Annotated in this window: 16 protein-coding genes; 11 read left to right on the top strand and 5 right to left on the bottom strand. The window is 38.4% G+C overall.

Annotated elements, in window-relative coordinates; translation table 11 throughout:
- Position 1: 1 nt before the first annotated feature.
- The gene (rsmA, locus tag ABD676_RS02770) at positions 2-781 is read right to left on the bottom strand and encodes a 16S rRNA (adenine(1518)-N(6)/adenine(1519)-N(6))-dimethyltransferase RsmA (protein WP_344673143.1); all 780 of its coding nucleotides are present in this window, start codon (positions 779-781) and stop codon (positions 2-4) included.
- A 136-nt stretch (positions 782-917) separates the two neighbouring features.
- Here rsmA and pdxA point away from each other — a divergent pair, with 136 nt between their 5' ends.
- From pdxA to ABD676_RS02740, 6 genes are all read left to right on the top strand, one after another.
- Positions 918-1973, top strand: coding sequence for a 4-hydroxythreonine-4-phosphate dehydrogenase PdxA (gene pdxA / locus ABD676_RS02765; protein WP_344673142.1), 1056 nt, complete (start codon positions 918-920; stop codon positions 1971-1973).
- 73 nt (positions 1974-2046) lie between these two features.
- The gene (locus tag ABD676_RS02760) at positions 2047-3459 is read left to right on the top strand and encodes a CCA tRNA nucleotidyltransferase (RefSeq protein WP_344673141.1); all 1413 of its coding nucleotides are present in this window, start codon (positions 2047-2049) and stop codon (positions 3457-3459) included.
- A gap of 62 nt (positions 3460-3521) precedes the next feature.
- Positions 3522-4097: an IS1096 element passenger TnpR family protein gene (locus ABD676_RS02755; protein WP_344673140.1), complete on the top strand. Its 576-nt coding sequence runs from the start codon at positions 3522-3524 to the stop codon at positions 4095-4097.
- Positions 4098-4168: 71 nt separating this feature from the next.
- Entirely contained in the window at positions 4169-5107 is a 939-nt protein-coding gene (gene miaA / locus ABD676_RS02750) for a tRNA (adenosine(37)-N6)-dimethylallyltransferase MiaA (protein WP_344673139.1), read from the top strand.
- Positions 5108-5474: 367 nt separating this feature from the next.
- Positions 5475-7571, top strand: a complete 2097-nt coding sequence (locus ABD676_RS02745) for a glycoside hydrolase family 2 protein (protein ID WP_344673138.1) — start codon at positions 5475-5477, stop codon at positions 7569-7571.
- A gap of 22 nt (positions 7572-7593) precedes the next feature.
- The gene (locus ABD676_RS02740) at positions 7594-9108 is read left to right on the top strand and encodes an alpha-L-fucosidase (protein WP_344673137.1); all 1515 of its coding nucleotides are present in this window, start codon (positions 7594-7596) and stop codon (positions 9106-9108) included.
- Positions 9109-9320: 212 nt separating this feature from the next.
- On the opposite strand, the gene ABD676_RS02735 is transcribed toward ABD676_RS02740, so the two are convergent.
- From ABD676_RS02735 to recJ, 4 genes are all read right to left on the bottom strand, one after another.
- A complete protein-coding gene (locus ABD676_RS02735; protein WP_344673136.1) occupies positions 9321-10394 on the bottom strand; it encodes a branched-chain amino acid aminotransferase in 1074 nt (357 codons plus the stop codon).
- A 570-nt stretch (positions 10395-10964) separates the two neighbouring features.
- On the bottom strand, positions 10965-12482 hold the full coding sequence (locus ABD676_RS02730) for a GH3 auxin-responsive promoter family protein (protein WP_344673135.1): 1518 nt from the start codon (positions 12480-12482) through the stop codon (positions 10965-10967).
- Positions 12483-12509: 27 nt separating this feature from the next.
- Positions 12510-13244 (bottom strand): LPS export ABC transporter ATP-binding protein, encoded by a 735-nt coding sequence (gene lptB, locus ABD676_RS02725; RefSeq protein WP_344673134.1) that lies wholly within the window; start codon positions 13242-13244, stop codon positions 12510-12512.
- A 29-nt stretch (positions 13245-13273) separates the two neighbouring features.
- A complete protein-coding gene (gene recJ / locus ABD676_RS02720) occupies positions 13274-14974 on the bottom strand; it encodes a single-stranded-DNA-specific exonuclease RecJ (protein WP_344673133.1) in 1701 nt (566 codons plus the stop codon).
- Positions 14975-15088: 114 nt separating this feature from the next.
- On the opposite strand from recJ, the gene ABD676_RS02715 reads away from it, so the two are divergent.
- The 5 genes from ABD676_RS02715 to ABD676_RS02695 all read left to right on the top strand — a co-directional run bounded on the left by ABD676_RS02715 (position 15089) and on the right by ABD676_RS02695 (position 21434).
- On the top strand, positions 15089-15868 hold the full coding sequence (locus ABD676_RS02715) for an MBL fold metallo-hydrolase (RefSeq protein ID WP_344673132.1): 780 nt from the start codon (positions 15089-15091) through the stop codon (positions 15866-15868).
- Positions 15869-15942: 74 nt separating this feature from the next.
- Positions 15943-16422, top strand: coding sequence for a cation:proton antiporter regulatory subunit (locus ABD676_RS02710; protein ID WP_344673131.1), 480 nt, complete (start codon positions 15943-15945; stop codon positions 16420-16422).
- Positions 16423-16431: 9 nt separating this feature from the next.
- Positions 16432-17742, top strand: coding sequence for a cation:proton antiporter (locus ABD676_RS02705; RefSeq protein WP_344673130.1), 1311 nt, complete (start codon positions 16432-16434; stop codon positions 17740-17742).
- Positions 17743-18554: 812 nt separating this feature from the next.
- The gene (locus ABD676_RS02700) at positions 18555-19172 is read left to right on the top strand and encodes a penicillin-binding protein activator LpoB (RefSeq protein WP_344673129.1); all 618 of its coding nucleotides are present in this window, start codon (positions 18555-18557) and stop codon (positions 19170-19172) included.
- A gap of 78 nt (positions 19173-19250) precedes the next feature.
- Positions 19251-21434, top strand: coding sequence for a COG3014 family protein (locus ABD676_RS02695; protein ID WP_344673128.1), 2184 nt, complete (start codon positions 19251-19253; stop codon positions 21432-21434).
- Positions 21435-21439 lie beyond the last annotated feature (5 nt).

Genomic DNA, 21439 nt, shown 5'->3' with positions numbered 1-21439 from the left:
GCTATTCTTTATTTCCTATTTCGTTGGTTAACTGAATAAAATCTGCGACGGATAATCGTTCTGCCCGTAATTCATAAAGCGGATTATCACTCATTTGATCCTTGGGAATAACACCCGATAAGGCATTACGTAAGGTCTTTCTGCGTTGGTTAAAGGCTGCTTTTACTATACGCCAAAACAATTTTTCATCACAGTCTAAAGACTCTCGATCATTTCGTACCATGCGCATGACGCCTGATAACACCTTTGGTGGTGGGTTAAACGCTCCTGCCTTTACAGTAAATAAGTAGGAAACATCATAGTAAGCCTGTAAGAAAACAGAGAGAATTCCATATTCTTTACTTCCTGGTTTTGCCACACAGCGTTCGGCAACTTCCTTCTGAAACATACCAACCATTTCAACCACCTTGTTTCGTTCCTCTAGAATTTTAAATAGAATCTGCGATGAAATGTTATAAGGGAAGTTTCCAATAACTGCCATCTTATCTGGGAAGTATGCAGAAAAATCTAGTGTTAAAAAGTCTCCATGAATTAAACGCTTTCCTACTTGTGGGTATTTCTCATCAAGATAGGCGATGGATTCATCATCAACATCAATTAGGAAGGTTTCATATTCTTCATGTTGCAATAGAAAGTCAGAGAGTACACCCATTCCTGGACCTACTTCTAAGACTTGTTTAAATCCCAAGGAAGGGGTTAAGGCTTCTACTATACGTTGAGCTGCATTTTTGTCGTTGAGGAAATGCTGGCCTAAATGTTTCTTTGCACGAACTGATCCCATAAGCTTAAATTACGCAAAGATACTATTTTTTAAACGGACAGATAGGGCGAATGCGGGAGGATAAGAGTCATTTTAGCAAGTTTGAGCCTATTGTTGCTATTTTTTGTTATTTTTGACTATAAAATGCGCAATAAAGATGAGTGAAAAGCTAAAAATTGGAATCTCTGTAGGTGATATAAATGGTATTGGATTAGAGGTGATTATTAAGTCCTTAATGGATAACCGAATTCTAGATTTCTTTACCCCCATTGTTTATGGGAATACCAAGGTAGCCTCATTTCATCGGAAAGCCATAGGCGTCAATGATTTTAGTTTTAATGTGATCAATTCTGCTGATCAGGCAAATCCTAAACGCCCCAACATGATCAATTGTTGGCAAGAGGATGTGAAGATTAGCTTAGGTGAACAAAACGAAATCGGTGGTAAATATGCTTTTATTTCCCTTCAGCGTGCAGCAGAAGATCTGAAAGCTGGTGTAATTGATGCCCTAGTAACAGCTCCTATCAATAAGCACAATATCCAACAAGAAGGTTTTAATTTCCCTGGTCATACCGAATATTTGCAGAATTTCTTTGAAGCCAAAGATGTGCTAATGTTTATGGTCAGTGAAGATCTTCGGATTGGCGTAGTAACTGGTCATATCCCTGTAAAAGAAATCGCGTCTTCTATTACTGAAGATGCTATTTTGGAGAAGCTTAGAATGATGAACGAGAGCTTGAAAACAGACTTTTGGGTTCAAAAACCAAAGATTGCTGTACTAGGCTTAAATCCACATGCTGGTGATGATGGTTTAATAGGAACGGAGGATCAAGATATCATTGCTCCAGCCATTAAAAAAGCTTATGAGGAGGGTATATTTTGTTTTGGACCTTACCCTGCTGATGGTTTATTTGCAGATGATGCCTATACGAAATTTGATGCTGTACTAGCTATGTATCATGATCAAGGCTTAATACCGTTCAAACACATTGCTTCTCGTACGGGGGTTAATTTCACTGCTGGATTACCTGTTGTGCGTACTTCTCCAGACCATGGCACAGGATATGATATTGCTGGTAAAAACATAGCTTCGGAAACTTCCTTCTTATCGGCTATTTTTGAAGCAGTTCATATTGTGAACCGTCGTCGAGAGCAAGCGGTCTTATCGGAGAATCCTTTAGCCTTCCGTAGACTAAGCAAGGATAGAGACTAAGCATTTTCCTAATTTTAAGCAAAGACAGCGTATCTGTTGTCTATAAATTTCATTACTTTTGCACTTTGTTGCTATGAGTGAGAATTTAAGTCATCCTATATTTTCCATTATCCGAGAATTAGCGAGGGAAGAAGAGGTTTCCTGCTATGTGATTGGCGGTTTTGTTCGTGATCGAATAATGGGGAGACCCTTAAAAGATGATATCGATATATTAGTCTTAGGATCTGGGATTGATTTTGCTAGTAAGTTGGGGGAGAAACTGCATACGAAAGTAGCGTTATATAAATCCTTCGGTACAGCCATGTTAAACTACCAAGGTCTTCAGGTTGAATTTGTTGGTGCTCGAAAGGAGTCTTATCGTCGTGATTCCCGTAAGCCGATAGTAGAAGATGGCACACTTGCAGATGATCAAAATCGTCGTGACTTCACCATCAATGCGATGGCATTCTCCTTGAATGAGGCTGATTATGGGGCTTTAGTAGATCCTTTCAATGGGGTTGAAGATATTAAAAATCAACTTATACGTACGCCATTAGAACCAGGAATTACTTTTTCCGATGATCCTCTACGCATGATGCGTGCTATTCGCTTTGCAACTCAATTGAACTTTCGTATCGATGCTGCAGCCTTAAATGCCATTGCTGAACAAGCAGATCGCATTAAGATCATTTCTAAGGAGCGTGTAATCGATGAATTAAATAAAATTATTCTAGCCAAAAAACCATCAATAGGTTTTAAGTACCTATTTGACACCGGTTTGTTGGAACTGATCTTTCCTGCCATGAGTCAGCTCTATGGGGTAGAATATGTGGATGGTAAAGGTCATAAGGATAATTTCTACCATACTTTGGAAGTGTTAGATAATGTTTCTGAGCTTTCAGAGGATCTTTGGCTGCGTTGGGCTGCTATCATGCATGATATTGCCAAGCCTGCCACCAAGCGTTTTGATAAAAAGGTCGGGTGGACCTTTCATGGTCATGAAGATCGCGGGGCGAAGATGGTTCCAAAACTATTTGCCGAACTCAAATTACCGCTGAATGAGAAAATGAAGTTTGTGCAAAAACTTGTTCTATTGCATTTGCGACCAATTGTGCTAGCGCAAGATATCGTGACTGATTCTGCTGTAAGACGCTTGTTGTTCGAAGCAGGCGATGATATTGATGCACTTATGATGTTGTGTCATGCCGATGTGACGACAAAAAACGAATACAAGAAAAAGAAATACCGTGAGAACTTCGATTTGGTAAAACAGAAGCTGAAGGATGTTGAAGAGCGAGATCAAATACGTAATTGGCAGCCTCCAATTGATGGAGATGACATTATGAAGGTTTTCGGTATTGGACCTGGCAGACATGTGGGACAAATAAAGAATGCCATTCGAGAGGCCATATTGGAAGGCGATATTCCAAACTCTCGAAATGAAGCATTTGCCTTCATGGTTGAAAAAGGGAAAAGCTTAGGCTTAGAACCACTTAAAGAAGCATAATATTTTTAAAAAAATCGTAACTTTATTGCTCGAATCTTAGCAATAAATAAGGAATTAATACCATGGCAATTTATAGATTTAGGATAACATTTGAAGATTATGAGGATGTATATAGGGAAGTTGATATGCCTTCGAAAGCTACATTCTTAGACTTACATGAAATGATACAAAAAACGACAGGGTATGATTTAGAAAAATCATCGTCATTTTATGTAAGTAATGACCAATGGAAGAAAGGAACAGAAATAGCCTTTCAACCAAACGCTCGCAAAAAAGATGCAGGTGTTCTATTGATGGAAAATATTCGTTTGAGCAAATTCATTGATGATCCGCATCAGAAATTCTATTACATCTATAACTTTGATCGTCCCTATGACTTCCATGTGGAGCTTATCAAAATCCTAAAAGAAGAGGAAGGAAAAGAGTATCCATCATTATTCAAGAAGATTGGTGAGGCACCGAAAGCTATAACAGCTGCTAACTTCCCGGTTGCAGGAGAAGAAGATGACGATGAGGACTATGTAGAAGAAGGAGGAGAGGAATACGGTGTAGACGAGGAGGATGATTACGATATGTTTGATGACGAGGAAGGTGAAGAAGGAGGAGAGGGAAATAATAATTCCAATGAGGAATTTTAATAAGAAATCTTTAACTTACTAGATAGGATAGATGATAAAGCAATTTTATCATCTATTTTTTTAAATACAAAATGAATCAAGCAGAAAAGAAAAAGACTTTAATTGTTGTTGTTGGACCTACTGCAGTCGGTAAGACTGCTATGGCAATTGCCTTGGCCAAACACTTTCATACGTCTATAATTTCTGCAGATTCCCGACAGTTCTATCGGGAGATGGCTATCGGTACAGCCAAGCCCAGTAAAGAGGAACTGGAACAAGCAAATCATTATTTTATTGACTCGCACTCTATTGAGGAAGATTATACGGCTGGAGATTTTGAACGAGAGGCTCTAATCCGTTTGGCTGTATTGTTTAAAAGCACGGATGTGGTGGTCGCAGTCGGAGGGTCAGGCTTATTTGTTCGAGCTTTATGTGAGGGTCTTGATGATTTGCCTAAGGCACCTGAGGAGCTGCGTAATCGCTTAAATTTGGAATTCCACAACTCTGGGCTCGAACCTTTGAAGGAGCGCTTAAAAGCTGTCGATCCTATGTATTATGAGCGAGCCGATATAGATAATCCGCAACGTGTCATCCGAGCATTGGAGGTGTTTGAAACTTCAGGTAAACCTATTTCCTATTTCCTAAAACAAGGGCAAGCAAAAAGACCATTTCAGATTATTACCATTGGACTTAACACCGATCGTAAATTCTTATATGATCGCATCAATAAGCGTGTGGACATCATGATGGAAGATGGCTTATTGGATGAGGTTAAAAGTTTAGTAAGCTATAGACATAAGCCTGCATTGTTAACCGTTGGCTATGCCGAATTATTCGATTATCTCGATGGCAATATCAGTTTAGAAACTGCTGTTGATCAGATTAAGCAGAATTCACGGCGTTATGCCAAAAGACAGATCACCTGGTTTAAGAAATACGGCGATACGACCTGGTTTGAACCCAATGATTTGACAGGTGTATTAGCCTTTCTTCAAGAAAGGACATCCTCAGATGAAGACAATTGTAATTAAACGCTATCTGGGTTCAACACAATCGTAACCTAATTTTTACGTATTCCTTTCTTTCTACTTTATTCACCGAAAAGCTGATTTTTAATAGGATAAAGTAAATAAAAACCAACTTATCCTTATTCAATATTCCTTTTGTTCTCTTTTCGATTATATTTTCACGAAAACGATATAGTACGTTTTATGCAAGAAAATTAAAATTATCAATTATCTATGTTGTCAATTGTATAATCTTGTGGTTTCCAGCCTTTGATTTAATTTTAAACGTGATGGGTTTGTAAACAAATAGATATAAACCCGTGCAAACGTTTGACTTAACGATTTGGAAAATAGATTATGTATATTGCTTTTTGTTATACCCTAAATAACTATGTTTTTTAAGAAATCTTTCATTTTAGCTGCGGGTTGCCTATTTGGCATTTCCTTCTCATTCGGACAAACAAGAACGGACGTTCCATTTAACAATGATTGGCAATATTATAAAGCCAATAATAACACCTTCTTCACTGATTTTAACAACGGCTCCAAGTATTTTGAGAACCAAGATCAATGGACGCGTCTTGAAGTTTGGGAGAATGTCAATCTTCCTCATACTTATAATAAGGATGATATGCAGAAAGATCGAAATTTCTATGAAGGTAAAGCTGTTTACCAAAAGAAATTCACGATGAAACCTGGTGATAAGGAAAAACGTAGTTTCATTAAGTTTGAAGGTGTTGGTGCAGTAGCTCAATTGTTTATTAATGGGAATTATATAGGAGAGCACAAAGGCGGCTACAGCATGTTTGCCTTTGAAATCACGAATTCTGTAGATTACGAAAAAGAGAATACATTAGTGGTCGTTACGGATAATAAATCACGCAAGGATATTATTCCGATCAACCAATTTTTATTTCCAGTATATGGTGGTATCTATCGTCCAGTTCACTTTATTCAAACAAATAAGACTGGTTTCGTTGTTACAGATCTTGCTTCATCGGGTATTTATATTCGTCAGAAGGATGTTTCAGCTAAACAAGCTAACATTCATGTACAGGCAAAACTAGAAACAAAGGAAAAGCATACGCAAAATGCGGAATTATGGGTGGAGATTCGCAATGCTGATGGTAAAGTAATCAGCACCGATAAACAACCCGTGAAAATCAGCCCGCAAGGAGTAACCTATGTAAACCAAGAAATCAAAATGAAGTCACCTCGTTTGTGGGATGGTGTTCGTGATCCGTATTTATATTCACTAACGGCACGATTGATGTCGAATGGACAAGAGTTAGATGCAGTAAAACAACCTTTAGGTGTTCGCAAAGTGGAGATTATTGCAGGAAAAGGGGTGTTTTTAAATGATAAACAGTACCCAATGTATGGCGTATGTAGACATCAAGATCGTGAGGGTTTTGGATCTGCATTAAGCTTTGCTCAACATAAAGAAGATTTTGAATTGATGAAGGAAATGGGTGTTACGACTATTCGTTTAGCGCATTACCAGCAATCACCAGAAGTCTATTCGCTAGCAGACACCTTAGGTTTCCTTACATGGGCAGAAGTACCATTTGTTAACCGCGTGTCTTACTACGAGAACGATAATGCTAAGCAGCAGATTACAGAGCTTGTAAAACAGAACTTCAATCACCCTTCTATTTACATCTGGGGTGTACATAATGAAGTGTATTCTAAAACCGCTGATGAGCAAGTGCCTGTATTATCTCGTGAGATGAATGATATTATCAAAACCATCGATCCTGATCGTTATTCTGTAGCTGTGACAGGATATAATGTGATTGATCGTCAAGAAAACCTTACAACCGATGTACAAGGTATCAACCATTACTTCGGATGGTATGGCGGTAAAATTGAGGATTTAGGGCCTTGGGCAGAGAAAGTACAACAGAACTTCCCAGACTATAAAGTGATGCTATCTGAATATGGAGCAGATGGAAATATCGATATCGGTCAAGAATCTACTGAAAAACCAAAGGATGTAGTAACTGGAAAATCCTTTCAGGAGAACTATCAAACAGAGACACATATCAAGCAATGGGCAGCCATAGAGAAGAACCCAATAATTGTGGCATCCTACGTTTGGAATATGTTTGAATTTGCTGTTCCTGCCTGGAATAGAGGGGGTGTGAATGCAAGAAACCTAAAAGGGTTAATTACATTCGATCGTCAAAGGAAAAAAGATTCTTTCTATTGGTATAAGGCAAACTGGAATCCAGAGCCAATGATTTATTTAGCAAATAGAAGAGATAATAAGCGTACGCAAGCAGAAACAAAGATTCAACTATTTTCCAATTTGAAAGATGTAAGTGTAGAAGTAAATGGAAAGTCATACCAAGCTGTTAAAGGTGAGAATGATAAACATTGGGTTGTGAATCAAGTTCAGTTACAAAAAGGAGAAAACAAGATCGTCGCTAAAGGGAAAGGCGCTAAGGGAGAGTTGACAGACGAAATGGTTTGGACCTTAAACTAATAAAAAAAAAATCCACTAAAATATGATGAATAATAAGTTGATGTTAAAATATACAGTTGCTTTGCTGGGGTTTATCCTACTTGGACAAACGTCTCAGGCGCAATGGACAGGCCCAAAGGTAAAGCCTACGGAGAAAAAAGAGATTAAGTATGGACCACTAACAGATAAAAACCGTAAGGATGCCAATATGGAGGCTTTCCGTAACTATGGTTTGGGACAGTTTATTCATTGGGGGCTATATGCGATTCCAGGGAATGAGTGGGAAGGTGTAAGTGCGCGTAAAGGTGCTGCTGCATCTGAATGGATACGCTCTTGGAGTGGTCCAAATGCACCAAAAAATTGGATAGAGACCTATGATAATCTTTATAAGCAATTTAATCCAAAAGATTTCGATGCAAAGCGTTGGGCAAAACAGGCGAAAGATATGGGTGCTAAATACATGATCTTTACAACAAAGCATCATGATGGATTTGCACTTTGGCCAACCAAAACAACTGACTACAACATTACGAAAACACCTTTTAAAAAGGATGTGGTCAAAGCAGTTGTAGATGCTTATACCGCAGAAGGTATTGATGTTTACTTATATTTCTCAGTTTTGGAATGGAATAATCCTGATTACTTCTATAAAGCTCCTAAAACAGAGGCAGAGAAAGCAAAATACAATAAGTTTCTACAATATACTCGAGCACAATTATTAGAATTGTTAGCTAATTACCCGCAAATAAAAGGTTTCTGGTTTGATGGTACTTGGGATCAGGCTTGGGTTCAATCTTATGATTTTACCTACAATTTGGAGAAAGAACTGCGCGCAAAACATCCAGGATTAATTATTGGATCACGTTTTAGAAACGATGAATTTGGTAAGCGCCACTTTGATAGCAACGGTAATCTTTTAGGAGATTATGAGCAAGGCTGGGAAAGAAAGCTTCCAAAGGACTATAGCTGGTTAGATGGTAATGACTGGGATGCGGTGATGACTATACCTCCAAATGGTTGGGGTTATATGAAAGATTGGTCTGGACTATATACCAAAACGACAGATGATCTTTTGGATATGCTGATGCAGTCCGTATCGATGAATGGTAATTTTGTTCTTAATTTCGGTCCTGATGGACTCGGTAATATGCACCCAGGTGAAGATAAGCTTGCAAAAGAATTAGGTGATTGGATGAAAGTAAACCATGAAGCAGTATATGGCGTGCGCCATACTGATTTGCCGCTTTCAAAACTTGGTTACTATACCCAAAAAGATTCTACAACAGTATATCTTACTGTATTCAATAGACCAGTAAATAATATTGCTAGAATCGCAGTAGCTAAAAATGCAAAATTAGTTCCTGTAAGTGCACAGATTTTAGGTGATGCAAAAGCCTTGGAAGTAAAACATGCAGATATAGGACTAGACTTGGATAAACAAACTTATTATGATGTGTATATCCCTGAAAACTACAAGTCAAATCGAGCATTTGTAATTAAGATGAAAATGGGTAATCCAAAATCCCAAAGTGAAAAGCTTATGGACGCGAAGATGTAGGGGAGACAACTGATTTGAGACATCAGATAACAGACTTTGAAAATCTGATGTCTTTGTCTTTATCTGTGTTTGAAATGATAATTGCTGATATAAAGAAAAGGGATGGATTCTTTTTGAATCCATCCCTTTTTAAGTCTAATATCTGTCGTCTGTCGTCTGTCGTCTGACGTCTAATATCTGTCGTCTGTCGTCTGACGTCTAATATCTATCGTCTAAGACCCCACCAACATGTTCCATCCGTAAGGATCTTCGATTTTTCCATAGCGAAGATCATTCAGATAGGTAAGAACCTTGTTTGAGAATTCACGACCTTCAACAGGAGGCAAGGTGTAATCTGTTCCTTCAAATCCTATACGGTCAATATGTGTGATGGTTGCAGCTGTACCGGCAGCAAAAGCTTCAGTAACTTTACCTGCTTTAATGCCATCAATTAATTCCTGTACAGATACTCTTCTTTGCTCTGCTTTATAACCCCATTTTTCAGCTAGTTCCATAATGGTTCTACGGGTTACACCGTGTAAGATGGTATCCCCATGCGGCGTAATAATAGTGTCTCCGATACGGAAAATTAAGTTTGCAGTACCAGCTTCTTCAATGTATTTATGCTCTAAGGCATCAGTCCACATGATTTGATCATATCCTTCGTTATTTGCTAATTGCGTAGGATATAGGGAAAGGGCATAGTTACCAGCATTTTTAGAGAAACCTACACCACCTTCAGCTGCACGTGTATAATGTGTTTCTACTTTCAAACTGATTGGTTTGCTGTAATATGCTCCCACCGGACAAGTGATGATCAAAAATTTATAGCTTACTGATGGATGCACACCTAATGCTGCTTCAGTAGCAAACATAAAAGGTCGAATATAAAGGGATGTGCCTTCAACTGAAGGAACCCAGTCTTGATCTACCGCTAATAACTGCTTCAGTCCATCCAAGAAGATTTCTTTAGGTACTTCTGGCATCTGTAGACGAGCAGCCGATTTATTGAATCGCTCCCAGTTTTTGTCTGGACGGAAGATACTTACTGTTCCATCTGCAAATTTATAAGCTTTAATACCTTCGAAGATTGCTTGGCCATAATGCAGCGCTGACATAGATGGGCTAATGGAAATATTACCATAAGGCACAATGCTCACATCTTGCCATTTGCCATCTGCATATTCTGCAACCAGCATGTGGTCTGACATGGACTGTCCGAATTTTAAGTGGTTAAAATCTACTTGCGAGAGTCTTGATTGTTGTGTTGGCTCTACGCGAATTGAAATTTGTTCTGTCGCGCTCATATTTATTATTGTTTACGGATGCAAGTTAGGGAAAATTATTAAAAGGCAGGGGTTTTGGCCACTAAATTCAAACGAGGAAAATATTCGTAAAATGAAATTGTATGTTTTCCTATGCATCGAGTATATACTTTGCTATACAGGTACTATTGCTTTTCACTAAAAATTCCCACATCCAAGAGTTCGGTATAGTATTTGGTTTATCGTCATGCTTTCTTGATAAAGCTAATGTTAAGCTTTATCTGCACTTACAATAAAAGAACTATTAATATAGATGTGATTTATTGTTTTTCAATAACAAATGCTCTTTTTCTTTTATTGAAGTGAATTTTGCACTAAGGAAACTAAACAGAACGAACTAACAATTGAGTTATGGAAAATAAACTTACCACAAACTATAATGCTTCTGATGCTAAACGAGTAGGGGGATGGAAATTTATCCTTGGATTTTTTGTATTTCTCTATAAAACGGCCATTCGCCCTTAAAAGAAAACGTTAAATTCTCTATTTCTTGTATTGAACTTCTTATAAAATAATAAAATCGATCTAGGTAAATTTTGCCACTAGCAAAAGCTATCGATTTTGTAGCATGGTTAAAAGTGGATCTAAATATTCTCTGCTATTAGCCAATCTTGGGACTTTATTCTGTCCACCCAATTTTCCTCTACTTTTCATCCATTCATAAAAAGATCCTTTTGCTGCATGGTGCACAATTGGAAATCCTAACGCCATATTTTTATAGCGCTTAGCATCATAATCGGAATTTATTTCTCGTAAGGTGCTGTCAAGTATCTCACAGAACTTCTGAAAGTCTGTGGGATCTTGTTCAAATTCAATGACCCATTCATGGGCTCCAGAGGCGTTCTCCTTGAAGTAAACTGGGCCGGCGGTATAATCCTTAATATTTGCTTGCGTGGCTTTACAGGCCGCTTCTAGGGCTTGCTCCGCATTGTCCACAATCACCTCCTCACCAAATGTGTTGATGTACTGTTTCGTACGTCCGGAAATTTGAAAGCGATAAGGTGATAAAGAGGTGAATTTAATCGTGTCCCCAATTTTATATCGCCATAACCCGGCATTGGTAGATATGATTAAAGCATAATTTTTCCCTAACTCCACTTCATGTAGACCTAAGGTCTTTGGATGTTCCTCATGAATATTTTCCATTGGAAGAAATTCATAATAAATTCCATAATCCAACATTAACAGGAGGTCGTCGGAGTCAGACTGATCCTGGATACCAAAGTAGCCTTCAGATGCATTGTAATTTTCAATATAATACATTTCTGAAGAGGGGATTAATTTTTTGAATTGATCCCGATAAGGCTTAAAGCTCACCCCACCATGACCATAGAATTCTAGATTTGGCCATACCTCCAATAAGTTGGACTTTCCGGTAATTTCTAAAATGCGTTTTGCCATGACGATGTTCCAAGTAGGGACACCTGCCAAGGACGTCACATTTTCTTTGATGGTTATTTGAGCGATTTGCTCAATTTTCTCTTCAAAGTTCGGATTAAGGGTTACTTCGAGCGTAGGAGTTCTTTTAAACTCTGCCCAGAAAGGTAGATTTCGTATCAGGATGGAGGATAAATCCCCATAATAAGAATCAGGACTAAAGTTGTTGATTTGAGAAGATCCGCCAATAACGACTGATTTTCCAGTAAATACTTTGTTTTCTGGCTTGTTGTGGCAAAAGATGGATAGCATGTCTTTACCGCCTTGGTAATGACATTCCTCTAATGCTTCAATACTAACCGGGATAAACTTACTTCTGTCAGAAGTAGTTCCTGAACTCTTGGCAAACCACTTAATGTCAGATGGCCAAAGGATATTTTGCTCACCTTTGATCATTCGATCAACATAGCCTTTAATATCGTCGTAATCTTGAATAGGGACACGACTTTTATATTCTTCTGGTGTAAATATGCTATTATAACCGTATTTCTTTCCCCATTCTGTTGCTTCGGCAGCTGAGATTAGGCTTTGAAACCACTCTTCTTGTACATCATGGGGATATTTCATGAAAAGCTCAATCTGATGAATTCGCTTCTTCATGATCCATGTGAATAGAGAGTTTAATAAAGCCATGGGTTTAGGTTAATAGTTTTGCTAAATTTAGAATTTTTTTCGCCTTAATTCAAAATGTCTTCCCAAGTAGAATTTCCTTGCTAACTCATTATTTGCAATCTCCTCAGGTGTACCGGTAAGCATGATCTTTCCTTCAGTCAATAAATATGCTCTATCTGTAATGGATAAAGTCTCTTGTACGTTGTGGTCAGTAATTAAGATACCGATATTACGAGTTTTTAGTTTAGCAACAATGGTTTGGATTTCTTCTACTGCAATCGGATCGACCCCTGCAAATGGCTCATCCAATAAGATGAAGCTCGGATTGGCAGCTAAGGCACGAGCAATCTCTGTACGCCTACGCTCACCACCAGAAAGAAGGTCGCCACGGTTTTTACGAACGCGGTGTAAACTAAATTCTGTCAATAATTCTTCGAGCTTTTCTTTGCGCTCTGCTTTATTTGGATAATGAATTTCCAAAACAGAAAGGATGTTATTCTCTACCGAAAGCTTCCTGAAAACAGATGCTTCCTGTGCCAAATAACCGATACCACGTTGCGCTCTTTTATACATGGGATCTTGTGTGATCTCCAGATCATCCAAATAAACATGACCATCGTTAGGCTTGATTAGTCCAACAATCATATAGAAGGAGGTCGTTTTACCAGCTCCATTTGGACCTAATAAACCAACAATTTCTCCCTGTTCTACATGAAAAGAAACATCGTTTACTACGGTACGTTGCTTGTATTTTTTTATCAGATGTTCTGCTCTAAGAATCATGCGTATTTCCTTTAATTGCAAAGATATTTTTAAAATTTAATTGCTTTTACATTTAATTGCAAATTCTTTTTGCCTCGCCAGTTATTTTCTTCAATAGTATAACAGATATCAAATGGTTTTCCAGCATTAATTTCATGTATATATTCCCCTAAACCAAAACCAATACATTCAAATACGGCAGAATCAGCCTGTTTTACGGTGAACTTCAAATGTATTGATCCTACAATATTTGCAGGGTAAGCAAAAGTTACTTTTTTAGATAAAAATATAGGTGCTTCATTTTGAGGACCAAAAGGTTCAAATTGACGTAACAGTTTATAGAACTTTAAATCAATAGCTGTCAAATTGATTTCCTTTTCAATTAATACCTCTTGTTGAAGCATTTCTGGTTTGATCGTTCGGGCAACTACCTCCTCGAAACGGTCTTGAAATAAAGCTACATTTTCGGTTGGCATGGTTAGTCCAGCCGCATATTTATGTCCACCAAATTGATCCAATAAATCAGCACATTCACTTAATGCTTCATATAGATCAAAGCCTATTACGGATCTCGCTGAACCTGCAATATGCCCATTGGTGCGTGTCAAGATAATCGTTGGACGGTAATATTTCTCGGTCAACCGAGACGCTACAATCCCAATTACCCCTTTATGCCAATCTTCCTTGTATAGTACTGTGGTTTTTCGACCTTGTAAGATAACATTATCTTCAATCAATTTTAATGCTTCCCCAGTGATATTTAAATCAAATTCCTTGCGGGTGTTGTTCTGATCGTCAATATTGATGGAGAATTCCTTTGCCTCCGGAAGTGACTTCGAAACCAAAAGCTGTACGGCATCCTTTGCATGGTCAATTCTTCCCGCTGCATTGATTCTCGGGCCAATTTGAAAAACTACGTCATTAACACTAAAAGTTCCCGTCTTATTGCTGGACAGATCAATCAATGCTTTTAGACCAAATGAAGGGTTGCTATTTAGTTTTTTTAATCCAAAATGGGTAAGGATTCTATTCTCTCCGGTAATAGGTACAATATCAGAGGCTATACTGACAGCAACAAGATCCAAATATTGATAAGCCATTTCCATGTCCATTTTGTTTTGGAGGATAAAGGCTTGGACAATTTTAAATCCTATTCCACAACCTGACAACTCCTTATAGGGATAAGGACAATCTGGTCTTTTAGGGTCTAATACGGCATATGCGTCTGGTAATTCACTACCCGGAAGGTGGTGGTCTCCAATAATAAAGTCGATGTTTTTACTATTGGCATAAGCGATTTTATCATTCGCTTTGATACCACAATCTAGCGCAATGATTAGTGTGAATCCATTTTCGGCAGCATAATCAATACCTTGCGTAGATATACCATAACCCTCGCTATAGCGATCGGGGATATAATACTCTAAACCGGAATGGAAATTTCTGAAGAAGCTGTAAACTACGGAAACCGCAGTAGTACCATCCACATCATAGTCGCCATAGATAAGGATTTTTTCTTTGTTTCCTATGGCCTGTTCGATACGATTTATCGCACGATCCATGTCTTTCATCAGAAAGGGATCTAACAGGTAATCTAATGATGGGCGGAAAAATTCTTTAGCTTGAACGAAGGTTTCGACACCTCGATTGATTAATAGTTCTGTTATGATGGGGCTTACGCCAAGTTCTTCTTGGAGCTTGTTTGTCTTTTCGAGATTATTTTTCGGTTTCAGGACCCACCTTTTTTGCATATCTTTGCCTACTATTAACGTGTAAATATACATTATCTATGGCTACTTACCTAATGAGGTGGCCGACGTATAAAAAGACACACGCTTAACTATCAAGAATACAAACATATATAAATGGCGAAAGCATATTCATTATTTGAAGGTTCTTATTCTGTCGATTCCAGCAAAAAATTTGTTCCTTTTGACCCGAAAAAGGATGATCCCAAGGATCGGCCAGGATCCTTATTTATTCATGTTCATCCTTTCCTTATTGAAACAAAAGATGGACTTATAGTTTTGGATACAGGTCTAGGCTTACGCAATGAGGACGATGAGTTGGTGATTCATGCCAATATCAAAAAATTAGGTTTCTCCATTGATGATGTCAAGTATGTACTGATGTCACATTTGCACAAGGATCATGCTGGCGGAATGGTTGATGTGAAGGATGGTGTGAAAAGACTAGCCTTTCCCAATGCGGAGTATGTGATACAAGAGCAAGAATGGGAATATGCCTATAGCACAGAATCAGCTTCCTACCGCACAGATGTGTTTGATGTATTGCAACGTAGCGGGAATATTCTTTTTGTAAATGGTTCTGGTGATTTAACGCCTGAGATCAGTTACGAGTTATCAGGAGGTCATAGTCAATATCATCAGGTTTTCCATGTCAAGACAGAGGGTAAGAATTATTTCTTTGGTGGAGACGAGTTACCTGAGCCTGAGGAGATCTTTCGCAGCTTTATTGCGAAATACGATTTTGATGGTCGCCGAGCAAGAGACCTGCGAGCGCAGTACTGGGCAGAAGGTGCTCCTGAAGGCTGGATATACCTGTTTTATCATTCGAAAAATATCGCTGTAGGAAAACCTGAGCAACGTGAAGATGGTAGCTACAAGATCGTTAATGCCGAATAATGCCTTATTTTTTGCTATATTTGGTAGATAAGTTTTAAAGAAATTGTTAATTCATACTTAAATAAATTTAAATCATGTCGATAGTTAGAGAAAGTGATCTTATTGGGATTGGTAAAAAATACCAAATTGAGACTGAGGCTGGAGACAATATGGTCGTTGTCATCCATGATGATGGCCGTAGGGAGTTATATCGTCATGAAGACGACGATAATGAGACGCATTGCGTGATGACATTGTCTGATGAAGAGTCTCGTCAAGTCGCGGGTATTTTAGGTGGTCTTTCTTATAAGCCTAAGGCTTTGGAAACGATCGAAGTAGCATTGGATGATCTGCGTATTGAATGGTATAAGGTAGAGCCATCCAATGACGGGGTTAACAAGAGTATTGGCCAATTGGAGGTAAGACAGCGTACTGGTGCCTCAATCATTGCGGCTATTCGTGAAGATGAAACCATCATCAATCCCGGACCTGACTATGTGATTACCCCAGGTACAACATTAGTCATCGCGGGAAAACAAAAAAACATCAAACTTTTAAAGGAGATCTTACTGTAATTAAATTTTATGCCTAATACCCTCATTATTGAAATTGGAATCGCTGTTTTATTAGTCGCTTTGGTTGGTCTTTTGGCTAATCGCCTAAAATTCTCAGTCATTCCTTTTTTTATTGTGATTGGTATGATCTTAGGCAATGAATCTCACCCTGCCTTTTTAGATGATCTTTTAGTTAAGATCAATAACCCCGGTCTAACAGATGCCGTAAATTCAGCTTGGAAATTCTTTACCTTCAAAGAGAGTAAACCCTTTATTGATTTTATGGGTCGTCTAGGTGTATTATTCCTCTTATTTTATTTAGGATTGGAATTTTCTGTTGGCCGATTAATCAAATCCGGTAAATCTATTGTGGCTGGAGGAACAATTTATGTATTATTAAATTTCTTCTCCGGATTATTGGTAGGCTACATGATGCACCTTCCTTTCAAAGAAATGATGGTGCTATGTGGTATTATGACCAGTTCTTCCACCGCCATTGTTGCCAAGGTTTTAACGGATTTAAAGCGGACTGCTAACCCCGAAACGGAGGTTATCATGGGGATGATTATGTTTGATGATCTTTTTATCGCCATGCATATTTCCTTTCTATCGGGTTTAATTTTAACCGGTAGTAGCTCTTTTTTGGCAGTTGCAGGGACTTCCTTGTTAGCATTAGGCTTTATCCTCTCTTTTTTAGTGTTGGGAAGAAAATTAGTGCCTTGGATCGATAAACTACTTCAAGAGAAATCCTCCGAGCTTTTCATCCTTGTCATATTTAGCTTGCTGTTCTGTATCGCTGGATTCTCTGAAACGATCCATGTTGCTGAGGCAATCGGTGCACTTATGGCAGGCTTAGTCTTTGCCGACTCCAAGTACATTAAGAAAATTGAAGGTATGGTACTCCCATTTAAGGATTTCTTTGGAGCCATGTTCTTTTTTAGTTTTGGTTTATCCATTGATATGTACTCCCTAGGCGGAGCAGTCGGTTGGGCAAGTTTTGCTGCGGGGATTACCATTATTTGTAATGTTGCCTCCGGTTATTTTGCTAGTCGATTCTCTAATTTAAAAGCCAAAAACTCCGTTGATATAGGCTTTACACTATCTGCACGTGGTGAATTTTCCATTATCATGGCCAATATTGGAAAGGCAGGTAAACTATTGCCGGTTATTCAATCCTTCGTAGTGGTCTATGTATTGATCCTGTCCATTGTTTCGCCTTTATTAACGAAGGAATCACGTAATATCTGGAATAAGCTTGCCGGACAACCACAAACGCCTAAAAAGCCTAGGAAAAAGTTAAGTGACCTAGAAGCACCACTAACTGAAGCTAACCCGAATTAATCGTAGCGTAATTTTTATTTGGTATTTCTTCTACTTGAGGACCTATTAACCTTGGGTTTCCCTTGGGTTTGCTTCGAGAACCCTAAGGAATCGCTAGGGATCTGATAGGGATCTTGTTCGGATCTCGTTCGGTTGGAACCGAACGAGATCCGAAGGAGATCCGAACAAGTTCCGAAGGAGATCCGTAAGAGTCTCGAATCCAACCCCTATCCAACCCCTGGGAGAGACGATGAGAATACAGACAAAAGACACCAGAAAGTAGATTCCATAATTTGTAAATGAATAGTGTTATGCGGTCGATGCATGCATCGACCCTACGGAAAACGTGGAAAATATCACCCAAAATACCCATAACAGTAGGGTCGAAGCATGCTTCGACCGGTATCAAATATCCATCATCCAATAAATTAAAGAATTCTGATTTGTAATTAGCAAAATTACTATCCTGCCAATAGGTCTATATTCTAACTACTTGATACTAAATACCGCCCGTAGGGCTCCGACTCTTCGCTTCGTTCTGAGTTGTAAATAGCAAAATACCATCCCGCCAATAGGTCTATATACTAAATACTAATTACTATATACTGCCCGAAGGGCTCTATCTCACATCTCACATCTCATATCTAATAGCGCAACGGTCTATTAGGACAAAATTATCGCTAAAAACACATTCCTTAAGTAAGCCTTAATTTCCATTAAATGGCAATTAGAGAATTTTTCAACCATTATTTCGGTAAAAAATACCCTAAATGCGGTATTTTTTTCTGTCCAACATTGATTTAGATTTGACTAACAAATCAATTATTAAAAAAATGAAAGAATACATCATGAGAGGTGTAACCTATACCTCATTAGCATTACTGTTAATTTTATTTTCAGTTTCCTGTAAAACTCCGCATGTTCAACGCATGGCCGAGGATTCCGTAACTGATTTAAGTGGACGCTGGAATGAAACTGATTCACGTATTACCGCTGAGGAGATTTCCAATGAGTTAGCAGCCCATCCATGGTACAATACTTTTACCTCGCAGAATAATGGGAAGAAGCCGGTAATCATTGTGGGTATGGTAACAAATAAATCCCATGAGCATATCCCTACGGAGACTTTCTCTTTGGATATTGAGAAGAGTATGATCAACTCTGGTCGCATGTCTGTTGTTCAAGGTGGTTCTAAACGTGAGGAATTGCGTGCTGAGCGTGCCGATCAACAAAACAATGCTTCTGTCGGTACGATGAAGGCTTTCGGTTTGGAGCGTGGTGCAGATTTTATGCTGCAGGGGACCATCAATTCCATTGTTGATCAATATGGAAAAGAAAAAACCATTTATTATCAAATCAATTTAGAGCTTACGCATTTGCAAAGCAATGACAAGGTATGGATCGGGGATAAGAAGATCAAGAAATACCTTGGCAACAAGCGTCTAAAATAAACTAGTCCAAACCAATCATGCCCTTGTAACGCCTTAGAACTAAGGCGTAAGGGCTCATATTAACCTAATATTATTGAAATGAAAACGATAAAGAACATGACTTTTCTTTTCGTTGCCGGCATACTTGTCCTTTATTTAGGGTCATGTGCCACTGCGGGAAGATACCAAGACAAAAACCAAGAGGTTTTTGCACAAATGGAATTTTCTAATTTCCAGGCTGCATCCTTAAGTCTGGATGCCATGAGCTTCTTCCAAAAAGACAGAAATAAACTCCTGTACTTTATGGAAAAAGGGAAATTAGAACATATGCTTGGTAATTTTGCTCGAAGTAATTCCTTCTTTGAGCAAGCCTACATTCTACTCGATGATGGAATAAAGAACTCCGTAGGGACATCTATTGTATCGAATCTATCTAATCCGATGATGGAGAAATATAAAGGGGAGGACTTTGAAAAAGTATTGATCCATTACTATAAGGCTTTGAATTTTTATCAATTAGGAAAAGCAGATACGGCACTAATTGAGGCTAAACGGATCAATATTAAGCTCAATGAATTGAACGACAAGTATCCTGATAATAAAAACAAGTATCAGTATGATGCCTTTGCTCAAATTCTTCAAGGTGTAATCTATGAGTCCTTAAGCCAAACAAATGATGCCTTTATCGCATATCGAAATGCTGAGAAAATCTATGATGATAACGGTGGGATTTATATGGGTGTAGCTACGCCATTGCAATTGAAGAAGGATTTATTGCGGACTTCGAAGGTTTTAGGTTTTACACAAGAGCACAAAGATTATTTGAAAAAATATCCGAATACGCCAGTAGAAACCATTAAAAATTCTGCTATAGTGTTTTGGGAGAATGGTTTAGGTCCGAAGAAGAGCCAAATGACTTTGTCGGCTAATGGTGCCTTAGGGACTTTTGTTGGTACATATAGTGACGACAATACACAAATCATCTTGCCTATTCCGGCGGGTTTAAACATTGGAATCAATGTGGTTGCATTTCCGGAATATATAAAAGGAACTCCTGCTTTTCAAAAAGCAAGTTTACAAATTGATGGAAGGGAGCAATACTTAGAGGTTTCCCAAGATTTAACGGCTATTGCTAAGCAGTGTTTAAAAGACCGAGCATTTCGTGATGCTTTAAAGACAGCGGCACGATTTGCCTCTAAAAAGGCAGCATCTTTTGGTCTTAAGAAACTGGCAGGTCATTTTGGTGGTGCCTTAGCTGAAGATTTAGTAGGCTTAGGGGCAGATGCTGTAGGTGCTGCAACCGAAAAAGCAGATACCAGAAATTGGCAGAGCCTTCCAGCGACGATCTCTTATACAAGAGTAGCTCTTCCTGAAAAAGGAGAAAAGAAGATCCCGATGACTAAGTATGGAAGTCAGACCGTTGTCGATACGATTGTCTTGAAGGCATCTGATAGAATGCAAATTATCTCTTTGTTTGATATTAACAATTCAGCAATGGGTGGTTCGAATATTGTTCAAGGGAATGCTGTTGCGGGCACGGCTACAATTAGTGGGAACACGATTACTGCAGGCAATAATACCGCAGCATTAGTTGAAGCTGCTCAAGCTGCACAGAAACAACCACTGCCTTCTAATGCCGGAAAAGGAAGTTTATTAGTCCAATTGTCAGGAGATAACGCTCAAATTGTTGAACAAGAAGCAAAGCAAGAAGCTCCTTCAACAACTTATGGGACAGGAGGGATTGGTTTGTCATTTGGTTTGGGGGTATTAGAAGAGGATGGAATTGGCTCTGTTGGCGATTATGGTATGCCAACTTTCCAATTGGATTACACTGGTTTAAAAAATCATTTAAACGGTAAGTTTGCTCATGGTCCAAGTATTAGCCTAGATTACTATTATAGTTCGGATGATCTATTTGAGGATAGCTTTGCTGTATTGGATTTTACTGTTGGATATGGAATAAGAAAATATTTCAGTTCTAAACAAGATCGTTTATCAGGTTTTTACCTTACGGCTATCCCTACTATAGGTATCAACTTCTTGGAAGTGGATGAGTCAAGTGCTACGTATGAATTTTTAAAATTAAAAAACAGCTTTGATGTCAGTCTGAAGACAGGTTTAGGATATGATTTTGCTGTAGGAAATGCCAAAAAAGACAGGATAGGTATTGCTGTTATGTTTGGGATAGGTTTTTTAAATCGTAATATGAGCGAGTTTAAAGAAGATATGCCAATTAAGTCTGCATTTATGGGAACTAGATTAACCTATGAGTTTGGTAATTAATTAGA

Source organism: Sphingobacterium kyonggiense (assembly GCF_039536825.1).
Taxonomy (GTDB): domain Bacteria; phylum Bacteroidota; class Bacteroidia; order Sphingobacteriales; family Sphingobacteriaceae; genus Sphingobacterium; species Sphingobacterium kyonggiense.
Note: the sequence above shows the minus strand (reverse complement) of the source record. Positions and strands in the feature narration are given on the sequence as shown.

Excerpts from the sequence above, each read along its gene's own strand:
- rsmA (WP_344673143.1), bottom strand. The coding sequence starts at position 781 with ATGGGATCAGTTCGTGCAAAGAAACATTTAGGCCAGCATTTCCTCAAC.
- pdxA (WP_344673142.1), top strand. The coding sequence starts at position 918 with ATGAGTGAAAAGCTAAAAATTGGAATCTCTGTAGGTGATATAAATGGT.
- ABD676_RS02760 (WP_344673141.1), top strand. The coding sequence starts at position 2,047 with ATGAGTGAGAATTTAAGTCATCCTATATTTTCCATTATCCGAGAATTA.
- ABD676_RS02755 (WP_344673140.1), top strand. The coding sequence starts at position 3,522 with ATGGCAATTTATAGATTTAGGATAACATTTGAAGATTATGAGGATGTA.
- miaA (WP_344673139.1), top strand. The coding sequence starts at position 4,169 with ATGAATCAAGCAGAAAAGAAAAAGACTTTAATTGTTGTTGTTGGACCT.
- ABD676_RS02745 (WP_344673138.1), top strand. The coding sequence starts at position 5,475 with ATGTTTTTTAAGAAATCTTTCATTTTAGCTGCGGGTTGCCTATTTGGC.
- ABD676_RS02740 (WP_344673137.1), top strand. The coding sequence starts at position 7,594 with ATGATGAATAATAAGTTGATGTTAAAATATACAGTTGCTTTGCTGGGG.
- ABD676_RS02735 (WP_344673136.1), bottom strand. The coding sequence starts at position 10,394 with ATGAGCGCGACAGAACAAATTTCAATTCGCGTAGAGCCAACACAACAA.
- ABD676_RS02730 (WP_344673135.1), bottom strand. The coding sequence starts at position 12,482 with ATGGCTTTATTAAACTCTCTATTCACATGGATCATGAAGAAGCGAATT.
- lptB (WP_344673134.1), bottom strand. The coding sequence starts at position 13,244 with ATGATTCTTAGAGCAGAACATCTGATAAAAAAATACAAGCAACGTACC.
- recJ (WP_344673133.1), bottom strand. The coding sequence starts at position 14,974 with ATGCAAAAAAGGTGGGTCCTGAAACCGAAAAATAATCTCGAAAAGACA.
- ABD676_RS02715 (WP_344673132.1), top strand. The coding sequence starts at position 15,089 with ATGGCGAAAGCATATTCATTATTTGAAGGTTCTTATTCTGTCGATTCC.
- ABD676_RS02710 (WP_344673131.1), top strand. The coding sequence starts at position 15,943 with ATGTCGATAGTTAGAGAAAGTGATCTTATTGGGATTGGTAAAAAATAC.
- ABD676_RS02705 (WP_344673130.1), top strand. The coding sequence starts at position 16,432 with ATGCCTAATACCCTCATTATTGAAATTGGAATCGCTGTTTTATTAGTC.
- ABD676_RS02700 (WP_344673129.1), top strand. The coding sequence starts at position 18,555 with ATGAAAGAATACATCATGAGAGGTGTAACCTATACCTCATTAGCATTA.
- ABD676_RS02695 (WP_344673128.1), top strand. The coding sequence starts at position 19,251 with ATGAAAACGATAAAGAACATGACTTTTCTTTTCGTTGCCGGCATACTT.